The sequence below is a fragment of the Parasaccharibacter sp. TMW 2.1888 genome (genome assembly GCF_023167265.1).
In the GTDB taxonomy this organism is placed as follows: domain Bacteria; phylum Pseudomonadota; class Alphaproteobacteria; order Acetobacterales; family Acetobacteraceae; genus Bombella; species Bombella apis.
Genome location: NZ_CP030979.1, coordinates 784,714 through 805,529, shown reverse-complemented (window position 1 = coordinate 805,529; position 20,816 = coordinate 784,714). Strand labels below are relative to the sequence as shown.

Below are 20,816 nucleotides of genomic sequence, written 5' to 3'. Positions count from 1 at the left end.
GAGAAGGAAAGGCATGTATGCGAGTGTGTGGCCATGAGTGATAATGACAGGGTCGTTCTGACACAGGTTGGCCCCGAGGGCATCCGGTATGATTTCATGGATGGCTGTCGTGTCTGGGTGCCGGAGGGGGCCCGCTGGACGGTCAGCCTGCGTGATGTGGATACGGATACTGTCCTGTTCTTTCAGGAGATCAACGGGTCCGGCATGGTGCAGAGCCTCAAGCGTTACTATGTCCGGTTCGAGATCACCGTCTGCAAGGATGGCAGCGAGGTCTTTACCCATGTCTGCGACCTGAAGGACCGTGAAGTGCTCATCGTGATGCAGCTGGGCGGGCTGGGAGACCATATTGCCTGGGTAGGACAGGCCGCCGCCTTTGTGGAGGAGCATGGCTGCCGGGCAAGCTTTCTTGTGAACGGGGCTCTGATTTCCCTTTTTGAGGATGCTTATCCCCATATCCGCTTCATTGATGAAGAGGACGTGGGCGACAGGCAATATTACGCACGGTATAGGGTTCTGGTTTTCTTCGGGGACAGGGAATTCACCTGTCAGCCCAACGATTATCGGCAGACGGGTCTTTCCCATATGGGGGCTTACATTCTGGGACTGCCACCGCAGGACAGGAAACCACGTATTGTGGTGGATCCGGGCGGGCGCCCGATGGAGGAGCCCTATGTCTGCATCGGGGCGCAGGCTTCGGGTCTGAGCAAATACTGGAATAATCCCCGTGGCTGGTATGATCTGATCCGCTTTCTCAAGGAGAAGGGATACAAGGTGGTCTGCATTGACAAAGACCGTGTGGCAGGCCCTGTCACGGCGGTGCGGACCATTCCTTATGGTGCTCAGGACGAAACAGGTCCCCGCCCGCTGACAGAACGGGCCCGCTGGCTGAAACATGCCGAGTTTTTTGTGGGGACATCCTCCGGTCTGTCATGGCTGGCCTGGGCAGCCGGAGCCCGGGTGGTCATGATCAGTGGTTATACAGAGCCATATAACGAGTTTTATACGCCATACCGTGTCATCAACAGGCATGTCTGCAATGGTTGTGCCAATGATGTGAACATCGACCTGCAAGCGGAGGATCCTTTCTTCTGTCCTCATCATAAAGGCACGGAGAGGATGTTTGAGTGTTCACGCGGGATTTCCTTTATGCAGGTCAAAAAGGCCATTGAGCGGATTCCGGGTTTTGGAGAGCTGTCAGAATGACTGAAAAGAAAACGGAACGTGTTCTTCAGGATATCGTCGCTCTCAAGGCCCCTTCCTCGGCATCACGTCTGCCCTTTACGGAGGAGACGGCAGGTTCTGGCCTGGAGGAGCAGGGGGAACAACAGTCTGTTGTCTCCTCTCTTTCCGCTGCGGAGCTGCCATCTGTCCTATCCGGGGCAGGTGATGCGGGATCGTTGAAGGAAAAGGACGATGGCATCGAGAGGCTGCCCCATCTGCCTTTTCCTGCGCCTGCCATGGAGCCGACGCAGGGAGGTGACCACGGCCTTCGGTATGATTTCAACTTCGGCGTCCGGGTGAAGGTGCCGGAGGGTGAGCAGTGGCGGCTGCGTTTCTGGGACATGGATACGGATACCTGCCTGTATGACGGCAAGGTTGGTGGGGAATATGTTTCCTCCCGCAAAAAGTATTTCATGAACGTGCTGATCGAACTGTTCGATGGTGAAACGCTTGTCTGGACGCACGAATATGATGCACGGGGCAAGAAGGTCGCTGTCCTCATGCCGACAGGCACTCTGGGGGATCCGCTGGGCTGGGTCCCTTATGCCGACCGGTTCGGGCGTGATCATGACTGTGAAATGACCATCGTGACCAGTGAGGTGATCATCGACCTCATGGGGCCGGCCTATCCGCATGTCCGCTTCCTGAAGGAAGAGGAATTTGCGGATGTGAAGGACGAATTCTACGCCACCTATTACATCGGGCTGTTCTTTCATGATGTGGAACAGGCCTGGCAGCCGCGGGACTTCCGTGCCGTTGGCCTGCACAGGACAGCGGGGTGGATTCTTGGCGTGGATCCAACAGAGATTCGCCCGAAGGTGGTCATCGAGAAGGCTGATACCCGCCCGATCGAGGAGCCTTATGTCGTGGTGGCCGTGCAGGCTTCCTGTGCCTGCAAGATGTGGCAGAATCCATTCGGGTGGCTGGATACGGTCCAGTATCTGAAGAGGATGGGGTATCGGGTCATCTGTATCGACAAGGACCCGGTGGTCGGGCACAATATTACCTGGAACCACATACCCAATGGCGTGGAGGATGAAACAGGGGAGCGCCCGCTGGCAGAACGGGCCCGCTGGCTGAAACATGCCGAGTTTTTTGTCGGTCTGTCCTCCGGCCTGTCATGGCTGGCCTGGGCTACCGGTACGCCTGTCATCATGATCAGTGGTTTTACGGACCCGATCAACGAGTTCCATACGCCGTACCGGGTGTTCAGCAACCATGGCTGCAACAGTTGCTGGCACGATATCCGGACGCCCTTCCAGCATGATGATCATCTGTTCTGCCCCCGGCACAAAGGGACGGACAAGGCGTTTGAATGTACACGCAACATCAGCACATCGTATGTACTGTCCGTCATCAAGAAGCTGTGCAGGGATCATGGCTATGTGCCACCGGCTGTGGCCGCCGGGGAACCCTGGCCTGATGATGCAGAACGGATCGCCATGGTGAAGGGAAATCTGCATTACGAGCACAGGCATGAGGTGTACTGGGAGCTTTGAGCCTTCCAGCGGCGGGCCGGCAGCATCTCCTGTCTGCCGGAGGGTGCCATCTGCTGGTCAGCCTGCTAGAAGGGCGGTCAGGTTCCTTCTTTGCGAGAATGGTTGACTGATGACAGATACATCCCTGCCGGTCTGCGTGGCCGCCCTCTATCATTTCACGGCGTTTGAGGATCACAAGTCCCTGCGCCAGCCCCTTCTGGAGCTGTGCCAGAAGGAGGGCGTGAAAGGCAGCCTGCTGCTGGCCCGTGAGGGCATCAATGGCACGATCGCCGGGCCTGATGCAGGCATCGATGCCGTACTGGCCTACATCGACAGCCTGCCGGGCTGTGCCGGGTTCGATTACAAGAAGTCCCGGGCGAAGACGATGCCCTTCCTGCGGATGAAAGTGCGGCTGAAGAAAGAGATCGTCACGATGGGGCAGCCGGACATTGACCCCCATGTCTGCGTTGGCCGTTATGTCGAGCCGAAGGACTGGAATGCCCTGATCTCTGACCCTGATACGGTCGTGATGGACACACGCAACGACTATGAGGTGGCCATCGGCACCTTCCGGGGTGCCGTGGACCCGAACCTGAAGACATTCCGTGCCTTCCCGGAGTGGTTCCGCAACTGGCGGAAAGAGGTGGAGGCACAGGGCCGCACACCGAAGATCGCCATGTTCTGCACGGGGGGCATACGGTGCGAAAAATCTACCGCCTTTGCCCGGCAGGAAGGGGTGGAGGATGTGTACCATCTGAAAGGCGGCATCCTGAAATATCTGGAAGAGATTCCGGAGGAAGAAAGCCTGTGGGATGGCGAATGTTTCGTGTTCGACCAGCGTGTGTCGGTCGGGCATGGGCTGAAACTGGGCAGGTATGACCTCTGCCATGCCTGCCGTGCGCCCATCAGTGCGGAAGACAAGGAGTCGCCCCAGTATGAGGAAGGCGTGAGCTGCCCGCATTGTTACGGGCAGAGAACGGATGCCCAGCGGCAGCGTTACCGTGAACGCCAGCGTCAGGCGCAGCTGGCGGCAGAACGGGGACAGGCCCATCTGGGGGATGAGGCGCAGGGCTGACCGGCTTTTCAGCCCCGGTCTGCCGTGGAAAAGGCGTCCCCCGAAACGGGGTGACGCCTCCATCTTGTTCAGAAATGTTCCCGCAGGGTCAGGTTGACGGACCGGCCCATGCCCAGAACAGCCCCGGGAGGGCTGCCCGCCGTGCTGACGGCCCGGCCCCCCAGCGGCAGGGCGTAACGCTGGTTCAGCAGGTTGTCGAGGCTCACATCCAGCTGAAGATAGCGGGACCAGTGATACCCGGCTCCGAGATTGAACAGCGCATAGCCGGGTGTCCGGGGCTCGTTGCGGACCCAGTCCACCGTATGTTTGGCTTTGACAAGCACGACTTCCGCCATGCCGTGCCACGGGCCGAAATGCTCATGCAGGCGGATGGTCCCGTTGAGCGGCATCTGCTGGTACAGTCCCGAATGGGTCTTGAAGTCCTGCCCCCGCACCCAGTTCAGAGTGGCGGAGAGTTCCCCCGTGCCCCAGTGTGTATTGTCCCACAGGGTCGTCCGGCCAGAGGCGTTGATGCCGTAGCTCTGGGCATTGTGGTTGGCGAACTGGAGCAGGTTGAAACCCCGTGACAGGGCACCGATGCGCACGACGTTCATGTAATTGTGCGTGTAGGTGTAGAAAGGCTGGATCATGGCCTCCCACTGGTGGTCATCCGCATCGTGGAAGCGGAATGTCACGCTGGTGGTGTTGGCGACTTCAGGTTTCAGGTTCAGGTTGCCGACATAGCCGTTGCCATCACCAAACCAGTTGATCATCCGGGCCGTCATGCTGTCCCGGCTCCAGCCATAGCGTTCATACAGGTTGGGGGAGCGTGTCTTGCGGGCATAGCCGCCCTCAATGTTCAGATAGGCACTGGCCTTGTAGCGCACCAAGGCTGTGACATCGAAATTGTCATCCGTGCGGCCCCGGCGGGCACTGTTGAAGGCACGTGCGGCCGCCTGATTGGTGCTGCCCATGTTCATGCCAGACATACCCATGCCGGACATGCCCATATCCGACATGTGGCCCATGCTCATCATGTTCATGCCAGATATTCCTCCCATGCCCATGCTGCCCATTCCCGTGTCATTCATGGGGGAGAGGCCCTGATAGGGAGAGACCGGGCCGGTATTCATCATGATGACGTCGCTGCGCATGCCGAGTTCGGTGGAGAGGCGGGGCGTCCATTGGGCATTCCACTGGATGAAATGGCCAAGATGGTCCCGATGGGCACCGTTCAGGCTGTGGAACGTGCCCGGCCCCATCATCATGCTGCCCATGACGGGCGGCCACCAGTCATTGAGGCCATCATGACTGAAGGCACTGCCGATCTTGAGCTGATGGCGTCGCCCAAGCGGCATGGTGGCGACCAGACTGTAGCCTGCTGTCCGGCCATCGCTGTTCATGGGCATGCCGGTCGTGGCGCTGTGGCCGCCCTTGTCGGCCAGCATGTTCATGGCATGGGTCACACGCTGCCAGTAGCCCCGGGCCTCCAGCGTCCCCCAGCCGAAGGTGCCCACATATTTGCCGTTCACGAAGGTGGAGCGGTTGTTGGTCTCGTCCATGTACTGGTTGGGGAAACCCTCGTAGGGCGTGTCCTGTTGTCCGAATGTCAGGCTGAAGAGATGGTTCTTCAGTTTCAGGCCCGCCGTCACATCATGATTGAAGCTGAGATAGCTGCTGGAGAGAACCCGTCCGCCACGCCCTCCGGCGGTGTAATCGCTGGCATGGGTGTAGGAGCCGCTGTAGCGCAGGCTGAGCATGTCATTGGCAACCGTGATGGAACCACCGGCACCGGAGCCGCCGCCATTGCTGCGCCAGTCTTCTCTTCCATCGCCTGTCACGAGGATGTTGCCTTCCCGGGCGAACTGCGGGTCTTTCCGTTCCACGGAGATGGTGCCCCCCGTGCTGTCTCCGCCGAGGCTGACAGGCGTGATCCCGGCAATGGCCACGCTGTGGGACACTTCATCAAGGCTGATCTGCGAGAGGGCAGGATTCATGTGGTTGGGGCAGTCCGCCATCAGGGGCATTCCGTCCACGAATGTGGCGACCCGGTCATCCGCCATGCCGTTGAGAACGGGCAGGCTGGCGATGCCACCTGTTCTGTAGCTGCTGTAACCCGGTACGTCCCGGAACAGGGCCGCCGTGTCGGCTGCCTGCGTGAAGGGGCGCCGGATGGCTGTGACGCTGATCTCTTCAGCCGGTCGGTTGCTGGAGGAGGCTGGGGCCTGGCCAGGCTTCAGGGAGGTGGGGACCTGCCGGATGGGCGACATCTGCGGCCTGTCCGGGGGGCTGGTCGTGGTCCCATGGCCGGGGAGGGAAGAGCCGGAGGCTGGCAGGGTCTGGGCGGTGGCCTGTCCGGCTGGCAGGATCACACCTCCCAGAAACAGGGTGGTCAGGGCCGGACGCACGATACGTCCACCCGTGCAACGGGGAAAAATAGACAAGAGTCATCCATTCTGAAGAAAACATGCGGAAAGGCCGACACGCAGCCTTCTTCAGGCCGGGCCGGTCAGGCGGATGCGTGGCTCAGGATGGTGACGGGTGGCCCACGGCTCGGTGGCCGCTGGCGGGTCGGTTCTGGCGGTGCCTGTGCGGGAGGAACCGCCTGCCATATCTGGCGGGCTAGCCGGGTGCAGCTCAGCAGGACGGCAAGGACGGTCAGTGCGAGCAGGACATGGCCCAGCAGGGGGCAGAGGGGACAGTCCAGCCCGTGATGGTGGTGCCCGCCAGAATGATGATGGTCCATCAGCAGGGGAGCTGATGGTGCTGTCGGGCTGTGGGGATGGCAGTGCGCCTGTGGCTCCGCACCCTGCTTCATGGTGGCATGATCCATGCCCGGCATGATGGCGGCAGGTTCAGCCTCTGGCTGGTGGGGGGCGATGTCGATGCCTGTCAGCCGCAGGATGGCGGCCCGGGGGCTTTCATCGGGCAGGCTGGCGGCCGTGAGAAGGGTCTGTGCCCCGAATCCCAGCAGCATGACCAGTACCATGAGGAGGCGCAGCGGCGTCCAGCGGAACAGGGCAGAGGTCATCAGGCCGTGGGTGGAGAGAGCCTTCATGGGTCAGTGCCGGACTCCACCGGAGAGACAGGCCAGCAGCGTGCCCAGCATGATCAGCCCCACGCCCAGATAGGCCGTCAGGGACAGGGGCTGACGGAAGATGGTCACGCCGATGAGGACGATGCAGACGATCCCCACCCCGCACCAGACGGCATAGGCGATGCCAAGAGGGACGCATTTGAGGGCCTGTGCCAGACAGAAGAAGGCCGCTCCATAGAGCAGGAGCGAGCCGATGGTGGGCAGGGGCCTGCGGAACCCGTTGGAGATGTTGAGCAGGCTGGTTGCCAGAACCTCCAGCAGGATGGCCCCGAACAGGAAGAGCCAGGCAAGAAAAGGCGTCATGGCGACATCCTATATCAGGATTTCTTTTTTCTGCCACCTTCCCTGCCGGTACCCTGCTGCGGCGTGGCTGGTGCCGGGTCTTTTTTCCCGGCGGCCAGCATGGGGGCGAGGAACTGCCCGGTATGGCTTTTCTTGCAGGCGGCAATGTCTTCCGGCGTGCCGGTGGCGACAACCTGCCCACCGCCTGCACCGCCTTCCGGCCCGATATCGATCACCCAGTCCGCCGTCTTGATGAGATCAAGGTTGTGCTCGATGACCAGCACCGTATTGCCCTGTTCCACAAGGGCATGAAGGACATTCAGCAGCTTGTGGACGTCTTCGGTATGCAGGCCGGTGGTGGGTTCATCCAGCACGTAGAGGGTCCGGCCCGTGGCACGGCGGGCAAGTTCCTTGGCGAGCTTCACACGCTGGGCCTCACCACCGGAGAGGGTGGTGGCCTGCTGGCCGAGGGCTACATAGCCCAGCCCCACCTGCTGGAGGATGGAGAGACGGTCCGCAATGCGGGGCACGGCACTGAAGAACGGCACGGCCTCGTCCACTGTCATGGCCAGAACGTCGGCAATGGATTTGCCCTTGAACTTGATCTCCAGCGTTTCCCGGTTGTAGCGGGCCCCTTTGCAGGTATCGCAGGTGACGAACACATCCGGCAGGAAGTGCATCTCGATCTTCAGCACGCCGTCACCCTGGCAGGCCTCGCAGCGCCCTCCCTTGACGTTGAAGGAGAAACGTCCCGGCTTGTAGCCCCGTGCCTTGGCCTCCGGCAGTTCGGCGAACCAGTCCCGGATGGGGGCGAAGAGGTCCGTATAGGTGGCGGGGTTGGAGCGGGGTGTCCGCCCGATGGGGGACTGGTCGATCTCGATGATCTTGTCGAGCTGCTCGGTGCCTTCCAGCCGTCCATAAGGGAGGGGGACGGCAGCGGACTTCATGATCTGCCGGGCCAGCCCCTTGTAGAAGGTGTCGGTGATGAGCGTGGACTTGCCGCTGCCGGAAACTCCCGTCACGGCGATGAAGGTGCCGAGCGGGAACTTCACGCTGACATTCTTGAGGTTGTTTCCCTTTGCCCCGTGGATGCTCACCCAGCGTCTGCTCTTGCGGCGGGTGGCGGGGACGGGGATGCCCCGGCGGCCAGCCAGCCATGCGCCCGTCAGACTGTCGGGATTCTGGGCGACCTCTTCCGGCGTGCCGCAGGCGATGACGTGCCCGCCCTGTGTTCCGGCTCCCGGCCCCATGTCGATGAGGTAGTCCGCCTGCCGGATGGCATCCTCGTCATGTTCCACGACAAGGACGGTATTGCCGAGATTCCTCAGCCGCTCCAGCATGGTGAGCAGGCGGGCATTGTCCCGCTGGTGCAGCCCGATGGAGGGCTCATCCAGCACGTAGAGGACGCCCGTCAGGCCGGAGCCGATCTGCGAAGCCAGCCGGATGCGCTGGCTCTCCCCGCCGGAGAGCGTGCCGGAACTGCGGGAGAGGGTGAGATAGTCCAGCCCCACACGGTCGAGGAAATGCAGCCGCTCGGTGATTTCCTTGAGGATGCGCCGGGCGATCTCGGCCCGCTGGGGTGTCAGGCTGGCCTCCACGGTGCTGAACCAGGCAAGGGCCTCGCTGATGGTCAGGTCAGAGGCCTCGGCAATGTTGCTGTCATTGACCTTCACGCAGAGGGCTTCCGGCCGCAGGCGGGCACCGTGACAGGCCGGGCAGGGCATGGCGGACTGGTACCGGCCCAGGGCCTCCCGGACATGGACGCTGCTGCTCTGCGCCAGACGGCGTTGCAGATGGCTGATGATGCCTTCGAAAGGCCGGTGGATGGTGTGTGTCTTCCCCTTGCCATCCTGATAGGGGATGCTGACGGCTTCCGGCCCGCCATGCAGGAGGAACTGGCGTGAACTGTCCTTCAGCCTGTTCCATGGGGTGTCCAGCGTTTCCTCGCAATGGCGGGCCAGGGCGGCGAGGGTCTGGTCAAAGAGCGGGTCCTGCTCATTCCGCCACGGGGCAATGGCGCCTTCCCGCAGGGTCAGGCTGTCATCGGGGATGATGAGGTTGGGGTCGAAATGCGTTTCCGTACCCAGCCCGTCACAGGTCGGGCAGGCTCCCATCGGGGCGTTGAAGGAGAAGAGGCGGGGTTCCACACTTTCCAGCATGAAGCCGGATTCCGGGCAGGAATAGCGTGAGGAGAAGGAAGCCTTCAGCGGCTCACGGTCTTCCCCGCTGCGGAGGACTTCCTCGACAGAGGCCAGGCCGTCCGAGAGGTCCAGGGCGGTTTCAAAACTGTCGGCCAGCCGGGTTTCCACACCGTCCTTCAGCACCACACGGTCCACCACGACATCCACGTTGTGGCGTGTCTTGCGGTTCAGCTTCGGGGCGTCGCCGATCTCGTAGAGCGTGCCATCAATGCGTACACGGGCGAAGCCACGGCGGGTCAGCTCGGCCAGTTCCTTCGCACAGTCGCCCTTGCGGTCCCGCACGACCGGGGCCAGCAGCATGAGCCGTGTGCCGGTGGGCATGGCCATCACACGGTCCACCATCTGGCTGATGCTCTGGGCCTCGATGGGCAGGCCGGTAGCCGGGGAGTAGGGAATACCCGCCCGTGCCCAGAGCAGGCGCATGTAGTCGTGAATTTCGGTGATCGTGCCGACCGTCGAGCGTGGATTGCGGGAGGTTGTTTTCTGCTCAATGGAAATGGCCGGGGAGAGGCCCTCGATGGAATCAACATCCGGCTTGCCCATCAGTTCCAGAAACTGGCGGGCATAGGCGGAGAGGCTCTCCACATAGCGACGTTGCCCTTCGGCATAGATGGTGTCGAAGGCGAGGGAGGACTTGCCGGAGCCGGAAAGGCCCGTCAGCACGGTCAGCCTGTCCCGGGGGATGGTGACGTTGACGTTCCGCAGGTTGTGCGTACGGGCACCACGGACGATGATGTGGCTTGTGCTGGCAGGGCGGGCTGTGTCTGTCACGCTATGTCCTCATTACGGCCTTTGTGGCAGGTATGGATGCACGGGCGGTCCATCTGTGCAATATAGGCAATATGGGTACACGGTGCCAGAATCGAACCGTGGCAATGAAAAGTTCTTGAGAGAAGTGGAAAAAACGCATGGCAGGTAGCGTAAACAAGGTCATTCTGGTGGGAAATCTCGGGCGTGACCCGGAGGTCCGGAACACCCAGTCCGGCAGCAAGATCGTCAATCTGGCTATCGCTACCAGCGATACGTGGAACGACCGCAATACAGGAGAGCGGCGTGACCGTACGGAATGGCACCGTGTCGTCATTTTCAACGAGCGTGTCGGTGATGTGGCGGAACGTTATCTGCGCAAGGGCCGCAAGGTTTATATCGAAGGCGAGCTGCGTACCCGCAAGTGGACGGACCAGCAGGGCGTGGAGAAATACACGACCGAGGTTGTGATCGATCGCTTCCGTGGCAATCTTGTCCTGCTGGACAGCCAGCGTGGCGGTGGTGACGGCGGCGGCTATGGTGATGATGGTTATGACGGTGGTTATGGTGATGGCGGCAGCAACTGGGCTGGTGGCGGGTCCGCTCCGGCGGGCCGTGGCGGTGCCGGTGGTCGTGGTCAGCAGGGTGGCAACTTCGGTGGCGGTGCTGGCTGGGACAGTTCTTCCGGGCAGGGTGATCAGGCACTGGATGACGAGATTCCGTTCTGACCCTGTCCTTTCATGAGGCACGGTCCGGTGGGTGCCATCGGGTCGTGCAGGACAGGCAGGCAGCAGGCAGGGAACGGGTGGGACATGGGCGGAACGGGGAGCAGGCGTGCCGTAAGGTGGCGGGTGCAGGCTGGTGCCGTGCTGGTTGCGGCGGGAGGCCTGTTGGCTGGGTGTGCGGCAACGCCCCCGCAGCATCCCAATAATATCTGCGACATTTTTCAGGAAAAACGCAGCTGGTATCACACAGCCATGCGGCAGGAGGCCAAATGGCACATTCCTGCTTCCGTTCCCATGGCCATCATGAATCAGGAATCAAGTTTCCGGGCCAATGCACGGACCAGACGGACCTACATACTCTGGATCATTCCGTGGGGGCATATCAGTACGGCTTACGGCTATGCCCAGGCCAAGAACGAGATATGGCGTGATTACCAGCGGCAGACTGGCGCCGGTGGCAGCCGGACAGATTATGCCGACGCTCTCAATTTCATGAACTGGTATATCACCAACAGCCGGAAGGTGGATGGCATCCCCGTCACGGATGCCACGAGGCAGTATCTGGCTTATCATGAGGGATGGACGGGGTATCGTCGCCGGACTTACGCCAGCAAGGGCTGGCTGGTGACGGTGGCCCGCAAGGTGGGCCACCGTGCCCGGCAGTATCAGCAGCAGTATGATGCCTGTCGGGACAGGCTCAAGGGCGGCTGGTGGGAAAATTTCTGGGACTGGCTGTTTTGATCAGCCGCCCTTCTGCGGGCTTGTCAGGCCGTTGGCCAGGGCCGCTGCCGCACCGGGGCTGTGAGGAGCCTTTTTTGGTGCACCATCCCGGTCATCATGCCGTGTGTGCGGGATGACGTTACCATCCATGAGCACGTAACGGAACTGGCCATCCTTGATCTCTGCCAGGAAGATGTCCTCCAGTTTTTCGATGTTCCGCTTTTTCATGTCTTCCATAAGGGCTTCTTCGGAGAGGCCAACATCTTCAAGGTCATCAGCACGGACAACCCCGTCATAATAGACGATCAGTGCAGGGAGTTTTTTCTTGTCCGTGATGGCAGTAATGGCGCCGCTCGGCTCGATCTGGGCAAAGTAAACATCATCAAAGGAATAAATACCCTGGATGTTGAGCTGGGAGGCAATGTTGAGCATGTCGATCTTGTTGTTCTTGTCACGGATGTTCTCCATGAGGAAGCGGCCATCCTTGATGATCGGAATCTGCCTGCCGATGGTCACGTTTCTGAACATGTTGATTTTTCTGCAGAAGCGTGTCAGGGTGAGTAGGATACCAACCCCGATGAGCAGGGCGATGACATATTCATGGAAGGATATGTTGGTCGTATAAAGGACGCCGCCAACGAGTCCGCCGAGGATGAAGTTGCCGACGAGGTCGATGGCGTTCATCTGGGAGACCTGGCTGCGGCCAGAGATGTTGAGATAAGCAATGATGATGGCGAAGCCGGTGACCAGCTTCAGGAACATCCAGATGTTGAGAGCCAGATTCGGAAAGAGTTGGTGAAGCATCGGGGAGAACCTTGCTATGGGGAAGAGGGGGCAGCGGGTGTCCCCCTGCTGCCGTGTAAGGGAGATGCACCTTTGTATGCAAGGCTATAAGGGGCATTAATATCTTTTCAAGATGTTGCGATCTTTTTCCTGCCTGTTACCCTTGAGGAAACAGAACAGACATCGAATTTTTCGGAGACCGAATCAGGTCAGGCAAACAAGGAGTATTCATGAGCAAGCACACGAATTTTCCGATCCCCGATCAGGCCCCTGCTGCGGTGCTGCCCACGGGGCGCCTTGATATGATCCTTTTTGACTGTGACGGCGTGCTGGTAGGGGGGGAGCATCTCTCCACAGCGCTCATGTCCGAAGATGCCCGCAGCCATGGCTGGGACATCAGCGATGAAGAAGGCAACAAGCTCTTCGGTGGTGGTGAGCTGGCCAAGATTGGTGAGATGATCGCCGAGAAGACAGGTGACAAGCTCCCGGACAACTGGGACATGATCATGCAGGACCGCATTGTGGAGATGATGCGGAAGAAGGCGAAGGAAGTGCCCGGTGCCACGAAGATGCTGCGTGATGTCGTCAACGAGATTCGCCTGCCGATCCGTGTTGGCTCCAACTCTTCCGAGGCAGAGATGGAGGCCAAATTTTCCAGCACAGGGTTGGACAAGATTCTGAAGGAAGAGCGCATCCATTCCGGCCGTGACCTGAACATGCCCAAGCCTCGCCCGGATATCTACCTGCACGGGGCGAAGCAGGAAGGGGTTGATCCGGCGCATTGCCTGGTGCTGGAAGATTCGGATGCCGGGGTCGAGGCTGCCCGCCGTGCCGGTATGGCCTGCGTGCTGCTGCGTGACCTTGACAAGCCTGCCCCGTCCTGGCCGGGCCTGCTGCGTATTGCCCATCTTGATGAGTTCGTGCCGCTGCTCAAGAAAATCATCGCTGCACAGGAAGAGCATCGCAAGGGCTGAGACATCCTTGCCTGCTGGAGGCCGGAGCCACGCTCCCGCCCGTTTTGTTCATGATCCTGCTGGAGACCTGTTATGCTGACATATGACAGCCTGAAATCCCTGCCGCAGAAGGTGGCTGGTCCTGCTTATGACGTCCGCAAGGTGACGTCAGGCATTGTGCATTTCGGGGTGGGCAATTTCTTCCGAGCCCATCTGGGATACTATGTGGACCGTGTTCTGGCCCTGCCGGACCAGCAGCATTGGGGCATCACAGGTGTCGGGCTGCGCTCCGGTGGGAACTCCGACAGGAAGGCCGAAGAGTTTCGGGCACAGGAGGGGCTGTACTCTCTGACGGAGATTGCCGCTGATGGCAAGGCGGAGATCCGTGTCATGGGATGTTTGAGGGATTATCTTCAGGCGCCTGATGAGCCGGAGACGGTTCTCGCCCTTCTGGCGGACAAGGCCACGAAGATCGTCTCCATGACCATCACGGAAGGCGGCTACAATATTGACGAGACAACAGGGGAGTTCCGTACGTCTCTGCCTGCCGTGCAGGAGGACCTTGCCAACCCGAAAAAGCCCAGCACCATCTTCGGTTTCGTGGTGGAAGGGCTGCGCCGCCGCCGTGAGGCGGGTCACGGTGGTCTGACTGTCATGTCCTGCGACAATCTGCGGCATAATGGCGATGTGTCCCGCAAGGCGTTTGTCGGGTATGCCCGGGCTGTGGATGCGGACCTTGCCGAGTGGATCGATCAGAACGTGACCTTCCCCAATGCGATGGTGGACCGCATCACGCCGTCTGTCTCTGATGAGGGTAAAGCCAAGCTGAATGAGCGCAGCGGATTGGACGATCTCCAGCCGCTTCTGTCCGAGGATTTCATCCAGTGGGTGATTGAGGATAAATTTGCGGCAGGTCGTCCCGCCTTTGATAAGGTCGGGGTGGAGTTTACCGATCAGGTCAGTGCCTATGAACATGCCAAGATCCGTATGCTCAATTCCAGCCATCTCATTCTCAGTGCTGCGGGCATGTTGCTGAATCTGGAACTTGTGGACCAGGTTCTGGGTGAACCACGTGTGCATAAGTTTGTGGATTCTGTTCTGGAAAAGGATGTGATCCCCACACTGAAGGCTCCGCCGGGTGTGGACCTGCATAAATATAAGGCGACACTTCTGACCCGCTTCTCCAACGCTGCCATGGCAGACCAGGTAGCCCGTATTGCCTCGGATGCAACATCCAAGGCGCAGGTGTTCTGGACGGAAACAGTGCGTGCCGTGCTGGAGGGTGGCCGGGAGCGGACCCGTATCGTGTACTGCATGGCCCTCCTGCTGGAGCTGCTGCGGGGCAGGAATGAAAAAGGCGAGAAAATTGCGCTTCAGGAGCCGTTCCTGACGGCAGAACAGTTGAACATTGCTGCATCTGACGATTTTGAGGCTTCCATCGGTCTGCCTGCTTTCGACAGCTGGCGTGATCTTCTGACTCCAGAGATTAAGCAGGAGATTGTGCGTGATCGGGAGCTGATCCGTCAGAAGGGTGTTCTGGCCAGCCTGCCCGTGTGATGAGGCGATGATCCGTTGAAAATTGATTGTGTGTAGAGAAAGGGAGGCTCCGGCCTCCCTTTTTCATGTTTGCTGTCAATCTTGTGGATAAAATTTGCTGGAGTGGTTTTTGGCTGTTCAGCGTCTCAACTTTCTTCTGTAAGGGCCGGAGAGGACTTGCCTCGGCGAGGTCATTAAAATTATATTTAATTCTGTAAGTTCTTTGACAATTAAAAAAGACTTATAATACAAATGGTTACAGGAAGTCTGTTCCCCGCCTACGCGGGGATGAACCGCCCCGTGCGTGGCCGTGGGTATGGGCGGCTGGCTGTTCCCCGCCTACGCGGGGATGAACCGCCTCTGTGAGGTTCCTTGCTGGTCCCGACAAACTGTTCCCCGCCTACGCGGGGATGAACCGAAATGCTCCGCCCCGGCCATCTTGGCGGCATGCTGTTCCCCGCCTACGCGGGGATGAACCGAAGTGATGGATTTTGAGCAGATTCCGGGAACACTGTTCCCCGCCTACGCGGGGATGAACCGCGGATGAGGTGGCTATCAACCAGGCACTGGAACTGTTCCCCGCCTACGCGGGGATGAACCGTCGGGCTCTGGACGGACGCTGGTGTACTGTTTCTGTTCCCCGCCTACGCGGGGATGAACCGTGTCCAATTTTCCCTCAACACTGCCGCCCTGCCTGTTCCCCGCCTACGCGGGGATGAACCGGCCCAGGGTGTTGTCGATTTCGTGTATCCCGACTGTTCCCCGCCTACGCGGGGATGAACCGGTATCCGTAGCGATAATGAGTTGTTAGGGACTCTGTTCCCCGCCTACGCGGGGATGAACCGTGTTTTAAGCTCTCTGAAGGCTGCTGGATTGACTGTTCCCCGCCTACGCGGGGATGAACCGCAGATGATGAGAGGCTCGGTGAAAATGAGGCCCTGTTCCCCGCCTACGCGGGGATGAACCGAGTGGCGTAGCGTCCTCCAGCAGCGCTGGACTCTGTTCCCCGCCTACGCGGGGATGAACCGGGGCGGCAGGAAATCAAATCGCTCGCCTACAACTGTTCCCCGCCTACGCGGGGATGAACCGGACATGAACAAAAAGACGGTCTGCGATGAAGACTGTTCCCCGCCTACGCAGGGATGAACCGAATTTTCTCGATATTTACCACACGATCAGGGGCTGTTCCCCGCCTACGCGGGGATGAACTGCGGCTGCCAGAGGGTCGCCATTCAACCCGAAACTGTTCCCCGCCTACGCGGGGATGAACCGCTGCCCCGTGCCCGCCTTCCCATCTCCGCTTGCTGTTCCCCGCCTACGCGGGGATGAACCGTCTTCGTGCCACCCCATTCCCCCGTCCGACTACTGTTCCCCGCCTACGCGGGGATGAACCGTTCCACGTCACTGTCCCGCCATTGCCAGAAGGCTGTTCCCCGCCTACGCGGGGATGAACCGGCCGTCATGGTGGGAGATGCAGAGGATAAAGACTGTTCCCCGCCTACGCGGGGATGAACCGGCGAACTGCAGCTGCAGTCTGACACCGGCAAGCTGTTCCCCGCCTACGCGGGGATGAACCGGCGGCCAGCGACGGCACATTCCATCATGCTCCCTGTTCCCCGCCTACGCGGGGATGAACCGGCTGCACAGGCCAGCGGGAAAGCCCGCTTTTTCTGTTCCCCGCCTACGCGGGGATGAACCGCCTCTCACAGAACAGGCAAAGGAAGCCACCATCTGTTCCCCGCCTACGCGGGGATGAACCGAGACTTATTGGTCCCAGTCAGCCCATCTACCCCTGTTCCCCGCCTACGCGGGGACAAACTCGGTGCCAGACCGCCATCACTGGCCTGTACCGAACTGTTCGCCGGTGGGTCATGGGGTGGTTGGTGGCATATGTGGTCGCCAGAGCCATTCCAGAGCTTCGGGAAGGGTCTGTTCGATGGTGGGGCCATCCACATGCCGGGCATTGCGGGCAAAGACAAACTGGTAATCATAGCCCTTGTCGGCCAGCACGCGGGCCATGTTTTCCCCAGCCAGCACCCAGTCATGCATGCCATCAGGCATGGACGGAACGGGGTAGAACAGGTCCTGGTCGCCTACTTCGTACCAGATGTGCAGCGGGGCCAGTGGTGCCGCCGGGATGAGCGCCGCACCGGGATGGGGTGGTACGGCTTCCAGTGTTCCGGCCCATGGGGAGTGAAGCTGCCATCCCCCGCCGGGCAGGGCGGGGTCGTGCGGCCATTGCTGGTTGACCAGCGAAGGAGAGTAGGCCAGCACCCGGTGATAGAGGTTGGGCCGGAACCAGGCCATGGCAAAGGCCGCTGCCCCACTGGAGCTGAACCCCATGGTGGCCCGTTCCTCCGGGTTGCGGGAGAGAGTGAGGCTGGCCTTCTTCTCCACAAGAGGGAGGACATGCGCCTCTACCCAGTCGGCATAAGCGCCGGACATGGTGTCATATTCCCGTCCCCGTTCACTGCCCTGGGCGTCGCCCCCCCCGGCTCCAACGCCAATGACAATCATGGGAGGGATACGTTTTTCTTTCAGCAGCCCGTCCACCATGGCGAAAAGATCCCGTCCCGGATAGAGGCCATTATTGCTGCCATCACCAAAGATGAGAAAGGGAAGGGGGCGGTCGGTCGGCGTGTTGGGGGGGATATAGATATCCACCGTGCGGGTCCATGGGGCCGGGTGAACTCCGGGAACGGTCAGATTGGATGGATCGCCCGGCACGCTTGTGGAGACATGCACCATGCCTGCTTCCCCTGTGCTGGTGGTGCAGGGGACCGGGTCATCCCGTACAGTGCCGGGATTGTAGCCACTGGTCGGGGATGAGGCCAGCGTGAAGCTGATGATCCGCCCCTCCGGGAGCTGTATGTTCTGCCACTGTGCAGGGAGTGTGTGGGAGGTGCCAAGAATGTAGTTGCCTGTTTTATCCACAGGCGGCAGGGCGTTGTCGGGCAGGTCAATGGCTTCAGGATAAAGTGGATCATGTGGATCATGTATCGGCATGGCGCCAGAGCCACTCAGGCCGGATGTGTCGATGAAGAAAGGTTTGTGTGGTGCGGTTGTATTGGCCTGTGGGGGCTGGAGGGCTTTCAGGGGAACGCAGTCAGCAGAGGCGGCCTGTGCCAGGGTGGGGGCTGAAATACCCAGTATCAGACTCATGAGCCCGGTGCAGAGGCTGTACCGGCAAAAATGGATTTTGGTGCTCCATCGGAGCGGTGAAGGGCTTGGGGCAGAAAAACGCATGGCAAACATCACGGAAGAAGAAATATGGGACACATCGTGTCAGACGCTACCATAGTTTGCCTCATCTCCAAGCCCTGTTGTCCCGGAAATGATGGGCCTTGACCCAGGGATCAGAGGCCCATCCTGCTGGATCAGCCCGGCTGGTGGGTGTCGATCAGCGTGGCAAGTTTTTTCGCATCCTGCGGGGACACGCCCTGGAGCGGACGGGGGAGCGCACCGGGTCCAGCCAGCCCCATGATCGTCGCCGCAGAGGCGATCACACGCAGGGAGCCACCATAACGGGCACTCATCTCCCAGAAGGGGGCGAAGATGGCCTCGATGCGGGTTACATCTTCTCTCTGGCCAGTCAGGGCCGCATCCGTCAGCTGGCGGGCCAGACGGGGGAACAGGCCACCCCATTCGGAGTACCAGATGCGGGCGCCCTGCATCAGGGCACCGGCGGCAGTCGGATCACCGCTGATGCCGGGGGAGGTGCTGTCAGGCAGGGCAGGCAGCAGGCGTTTCATCCGGGCGGCAGCCTCTTCTGCCGTGGGGGAGCCGCTGGGGAGCTTGATGGAACGGACCTGCGGCAGCTGGCAGATGCGCTGCATCAGGGTATCGGAGAAATGGAACTGTGTCGTGCCGGGGGTGTCATAGACGACCAGCGGCACGGACACATGGCGGCTCACCGTTTCATACAGGATGAAGACCTCTTCGTCCCGCAGGGGGAAGTAACTCATCGGGGGCAGCAGCAGGGCTTTGACACCGGCTTTCTGGGCATCTTCGGCCAGCAGCAGCGTGTCCCGCAGGTTGATGGCCCCGATGCTGACAAGAACCGGCGTCGTGCCAGCGTGGCTGACAGCCAGTCGGGCGATCTTTTCCCGTTCGTTCCGGGTCAGGAAGGCATAGCTGCCGGTGGAACCGAGGGCACCGATGGAATCGACTTTTGCCTCGACCAGCCGGGCGATCAGTGCGGCGAAGCGGGCCTCATCGGGTGCGTCCTGGTGCATGGGGGTGATGGGGAAGGCACTCAGCCCCGTGAAGGAAAATGTCATGGTCTGTCCTTTCCGTGTACGGTCCCGGCCATGATGGCGGGAAAAAGGCTGCGCCGTATAGAAGGAATGTGACAGGCCGTGGTTTCAGCGGGGCAGGGGGCCTGCCCGGTACCGGCCCGGTGTCGTGCCGAATGTCCGGCGGAAGAGGCGGCCCATGTGGCTCTGGTCGGCAAAGCCTGCCTCCATGGCGGCCTGAAGGCTGCCGACACCGGCCCGCAGCTGCGTTTTCACATGGTTGAGCTGCTGGAGCAGGCGGAATGTCTGTGGTGATAAGCCGTAATGACGCTGGAAACGGCGGGAATAGGCCTCCCGGCTCATGTTGGCCTGTTGGGCAAGACTCTGGATGGACGTCGTGAGCGACATGTCCTGCATGGGCAGGGGAAGGCGTGGTGGGGCGGCCAGATGGACATGGGACGGACGGTCACCAAGGCAGTGCTGGATGAGGGCGGCGCAGTCTGCCTGGTCCAGAGGGAGACCGGGCGTGAGATAGAGGTTCAGGCAGAGTGTCTGCCCGACACGGGCTGGATCGTCATCCTGCGAAATGTGGGGCGTACCCGCAGGAATGAGCAGGGCCTGCCCCGCCGTGAGGTGGACGGGCTGGCCGGCGATGAGAAAATGGCGACAGCCGGAGAGGATGAAGGCCAGCTGGTCTTCCTGATGGAAATGCAGCGGCAAGGCGAGCGTGGTGCCCCGGGCCATGCTCATTTCTTTCACGTCAGGATGGCCTGCCCGCCAGTAGTGCCACGGGGGGCCGGGAGGCCTCAGGGAGGAGGAAAGAGGGAGCATGATGTGGTGCCGGGGCGTCGTCTGGTCCTTGATAGGGGGTCAGGATAACCTGCCTTCCGGGGGAGCGTCCATCTGATCTGGAGGGTGCCAAAAATAGAATGACCGGTCTATTCTTTGTGGACAGAACAGGTCTTTCCTGATAGGGTCACAGCATGACAGTTGCAGAAAAGCATGAGCAGGCCCGTCGGCGTATTCTGGAATCTGCCCGCCCTCTCATTGGGCTGCGGGGGTTTTCTGCCGTGGGGCTGAGCCAGATTCTGGAGGCAGCTGGTATCCCCAAAGGCTCATTCTACCATTATTTCGAGTCGAAAGAGCATTTCGGGGCTGCCCTTCTGGAGCTTTACAACGAGCAGTATCTGGTCAAGCTGGAAGCTCTCATTGCGCAGACGGGCAGGACCGGGTTTGAGAAACTGTCTCTGTATTGCCAGTGCTGGGTGGATGCCCAGCAGGATGGCTGCCTCAATGAGAAATGTCTTGTCGTCAAGCTGGCGGCGGAGGTGTCCGATCTTTCGGAGAGGATGCGGCTGATCCTTGCCGAAGGCACGACCCGGATCGTGGACTGTCTGGCCCGTATCGTCGAGGAGGGGCAGAAGGATGGCTCCATCACGAAGGCGCTGCCCGCCCGGTATCTGGCGTCTGCCGTGTATCAGACGTGGCTCGGAGCCACTCTGCTGGTCAAGGTCACGCACCAGCAGGCTCCGTTCGAGGAGGCTTTCGAGGCGACCCGTCATCTTGTGACAGTCTGAGTCATCCCGGTTTCCCGTCTTTTTTCGAAGAAGGAAATTTTTTTCGGGAAGGGTCTTTCATTTTCGAGATGACCGGTCTATTTGTTGAGTGTTCCCGATGAAGGCTCAGGGCCGATTCCCTAAAGGCTTTGGGACCAGGGAGAGAATGGTATCTCACATGGCCGTTAAAGATGACCGGTCTATTATGTGATCTGGTCTGAAAGAGCG

The 20,816-nt window shown here is 60.4% G+C and carries 16 protein-coding genes; 8 read left to right on the top strand and 8 right to left on the bottom strand.

The genetic code is table 11. The features are described from left to right. The first annotated feature begins 33 nt into the window (after positions 1 to 33). From DTQ13_RS03710 to DTQ13_RS03700, 3 genes are all read left to right on the top strand, one after another. Positions 34 to 1,203 (top strand): autotransporter strand-loop-strand O-heptosyltransferase, encoded by a 1,170-nt coding sequence (locus tag DTQ13_RS03710; protein WP_248461141.1) that lies wholly within the window; start codon positions 34 to 36, stop codon positions 1,201 to 1,203. Continuing rightward, positions 1,200 to 2,720, top strand: coding sequence for an autotransporter strand-loop-strand O-heptosyltransferase (locus DTQ13_RS03705; protein ID WP_192848714.1), 1,521 nt, complete (start codon positions 1,200 to 1,202; stop codon positions 2,718 to 2,720). Before DTQ13_RS03710 ends, DTQ13_RS03705 begins: the two co-directional genes overlap by 4 nt. 109 nt (positions 2,721 to 2,829) lie before the next feature. Further along, on the top strand, positions 2,830 to 3,774 hold the full coding sequence (locus DTQ13_RS03700) for a rhodanese-related sulfurtransferase (protein WP_043558988.1): 945 nt from the start codon (positions 2,830 to 2,832) through the stop codon (positions 3,772 to 3,774). A 68-nt stretch (positions 3,775 to 3,842) separates the two neighbouring features. On the opposite strand, the gene DTQ13_RS03695 is transcribed toward DTQ13_RS03700, so the two are convergent. From DTQ13_RS03695 to uvrA, 4 genes are all read right to left on the bottom strand, one after another. Continuing rightward, positions 3,843 to 6,023 carry a TonB-dependent receptor gene (locus DTQ13_RS03695; RefSeq protein WP_408902123.1) on the bottom strand — a complete coding sequence of 727 codons (2,181 nt, stop codon included), beginning with the start codon at positions 6,021 to 6,023 and terminating at the stop codon, positions 3,843 to 3,845. A 239-nt stretch (positions 6,024 to 6,262) separates the two neighbouring features. After that, positions 6,263 to 6,811, bottom strand: coding sequence for a DUF2946 family protein (locus DTQ13_RS03690; protein ID WP_248461136.1), 549 nt, complete (start codon positions 6,809 to 6,811; stop codon positions 6,263 to 6,265). 3 nt (positions 6,812 to 6,814) lie between these two features. Beyond that, positions 6,815 to 7,153 carry a multidrug efflux SMR transporter gene (locus DTQ13_RS03685; RefSeq protein ID WP_043558985.1) on the bottom strand — a complete coding sequence of 113 codons (339 nt, stop codon included), beginning with the start codon at positions 7,151 to 7,153 and terminating at the stop codon, positions 6,815 to 6,817. A 14-nt stretch (positions 7,154 to 7,167) separates the two neighbouring features. Beyond that, on the bottom strand, positions 7,168 to 10,104 hold the full coding sequence (gene uvrA, locus DTQ13_RS03680) for an excinuclease ABC subunit UvrA (protein ID WP_248461134.1): 2,937 nt from the start codon (positions 10,102 to 10,104) through the stop codon (positions 7,168 to 7,170). 137 nt (positions 10,105 to 10,241) lie between these two features. Here uvrA and ssb point away from each other — a divergent pair, with 137 nt between their 5' ends. Further along, positions 10,242 to 10,808, top strand: a complete 567-nt coding sequence (gene ssb, locus DTQ13_RS03675; RefSeq protein ID WP_043558983.1) for a single-stranded DNA-binding protein — start codon at positions 10,242 to 10,244, stop codon at positions 10,806 to 10,808. Positions 10,809 to 10,892: 84 nt separating this feature from the next. Beyond that, positions 10,893 to 11,546: a hypothetical protein gene (locus DTQ13_RS03670; protein WP_219811875.1), complete on the top strand. Its 654-nt coding sequence runs from the start codon at positions 10,893 to 10,895 to the stop codon at positions 11,544 to 11,546. Here the strand turns inward: DTQ13_RS03670 and DTQ13_RS03665 are convergent, their stop codons facing one another. Next, positions 11,547 to 12,329, bottom strand: a complete 783-nt coding sequence (locus DTQ13_RS03665; RefSeq protein WP_081562378.1) for a DUF421 domain-containing protein — start codon at positions 12,327 to 12,329, stop codon at positions 11,547 to 11,549. Between the two features lie 281 nt (positions 12,330 to 12,610). Here DTQ13_RS03665 and DTQ13_RS03660 point away from each other — a divergent pair, with 281 nt between their 5' ends. After that, entirely contained in the window at positions 12,611 to 13,282 is a 672-nt protein-coding gene (locus DTQ13_RS03660) for an HAD family phosphatase (protein WP_052348991.1), read from the top strand. A 72-nt stretch (positions 13,283 to 13,354) separates the two neighbouring features. Further along, entirely contained in the window at positions 13,355 to 14,818 is a 1,464-nt protein-coding gene (locus DTQ13_RS03655) for a mannitol dehydrogenase family protein (RefSeq protein WP_081562377.1), read from the top strand. A 1,848-nt stretch (positions 14,819 to 16,666) separates the two neighbouring features. Here DTQ13_RS03655 and DTQ13_RS03650 read toward each other — a convergent pair. From DTQ13_RS03650 to DTQ13_RS03640, 3 genes are all read right to left on the bottom strand, one after another. Next, entirely contained in the window at positions 16,667 to 17,959 is a 1,293-nt protein-coding gene (locus DTQ13_RS03650; RefSeq protein WP_248461133.1) for an esterase family protein, read from the bottom strand. 215 nt (positions 17,960 to 18,174) lie between these two features. Further along, a complete protein-coding gene (locus DTQ13_RS03645; RefSeq protein WP_248461127.1) occupies positions 18,175 to 19,077 on the bottom strand; it encodes a dihydrodipicolinate synthase family protein in 903 nt (300 codons plus the stop codon). A gap of 84 nt (positions 19,078 to 19,161) precedes the next feature. Continuing rightward, positions 19,162 to 19,776: an AraC family transcriptional regulator gene (locus tag DTQ13_RS03640; protein WP_248461125.1), complete on the bottom strand. Its 615-nt coding sequence runs from the start codon at positions 19,774 to 19,776 to the stop codon at positions 19,162 to 19,164. A gap of 239 nt (positions 19,777 to 20,015) precedes the next feature. Here DTQ13_RS03640 and DTQ13_RS03635 point away from each other — a divergent pair, with 239 nt between their 5' ends. Continuing rightward, the gene (locus DTQ13_RS03635) at positions 20,016 to 20,609 is read left to right on the top strand and encodes a TetR/AcrR family transcriptional regulator (protein ID WP_086431560.1); all 594 of its coding nucleotides are present in this window, start codon (positions 20,016 to 20,018) and stop codon (positions 20,607 to 20,609) included. Positions 20,610 to 20,816 lie beyond the last annotated feature (207 nt).

Coding starts and splice junctions, on each gene's coding strand:
- DTQ13_RS03710 (WP_248461141.1), top strand. CDS start 34: ATGAGTGATAATGACAGGGTCGTTCTGACACAGGTTGGCCCCGAGGGC.
- DTQ13_RS03705 (WP_192848714.1), top strand. CDS start 1,200: ATGACTGAAAAGAAAACGGAACGTGTTCTTCAGGATATCGTCGCTCTC.
- DTQ13_RS03700 (WP_043558988.1), top strand. CDS start 2,830: ATGACAGATACATCCCTGCCGGTCTGCGTGGCCGCCCTCTATCATTTC.
- DTQ13_RS03695 (WP_408902123.1), bottom strand. CDS start 6,023: ATGTCGCCCATCCGGCAGGTCCCCACCTCCCTGAAGCCTGGCCAGGCC.
- DTQ13_RS03690 (WP_248461136.1), bottom strand. CDS start 6,811: ATGAAGGCTCTCTCCACCCACGGCCTGATGACCTCTGCCCTGTTCCGC.
- DTQ13_RS03685 (WP_043558985.1), bottom strand. CDS start 7,153: ATGACGCCTTTTCTTGCCTGGCTCTTCCTGTTCGGGGCCATCCTGCTG.
- ssb (WP_043558983.1), top strand. CDS start 10,242: ATGGCAGGTAGCGTAAACAAGGTCATTCTGGTGGGAAATCTCGGGCGT.
- DTQ13_RS03670 (WP_219811875.1), top strand. CDS start 10,893: ATGGGCGGAACGGGGAGCAGGCGTGCCGTAAGGTGGCGGGTGCAGGCT.
- DTQ13_RS03665 (WP_081562378.1), bottom strand. CDS start 12,329: ATGCTTCACCAACTCTTTCCGAATCTGGCTCTCAACATCTGGATGTTC.
- DTQ13_RS03660 (WP_052348991.1), top strand. CDS start 12,611: ATGATCCTTTTTGACTGTGACGGCGTGCTGGTAGGGGGGGAGCATCTC.
- DTQ13_RS03655 (WP_081562377.1), top strand. CDS start 13,355: ATGCTGACATATGACAGCCTGAAATCCCTGCCGCAGAAGGTGGCTGGT.
- DTQ13_RS03650 (WP_248461133.1), bottom strand. CDS start 17,959: ATGAGTCTGATACTGGGTATTTCAGCCCCCACCCTGGCACAGGCCGCC.
- DTQ13_RS03645 (WP_248461127.1), bottom strand. CDS start 19,077: ATGACATTTTCCTTCACGGGGCTGAGTGCCTTCCCCATCACCCCCATG.
- DTQ13_RS03640 (WP_248461125.1), bottom strand. CDS start 19,776: ATGGCCCGGGGCACCACGCTCGCCTTGCCGCTGCATTTCCATCAGGAA.
- DTQ13_RS03635 (WP_086431560.1), top strand. CDS start 20,016: ATGACAGTTGCAGAAAAGCATGAGCAGGCCCGTCGGCGTATTCTGGAA.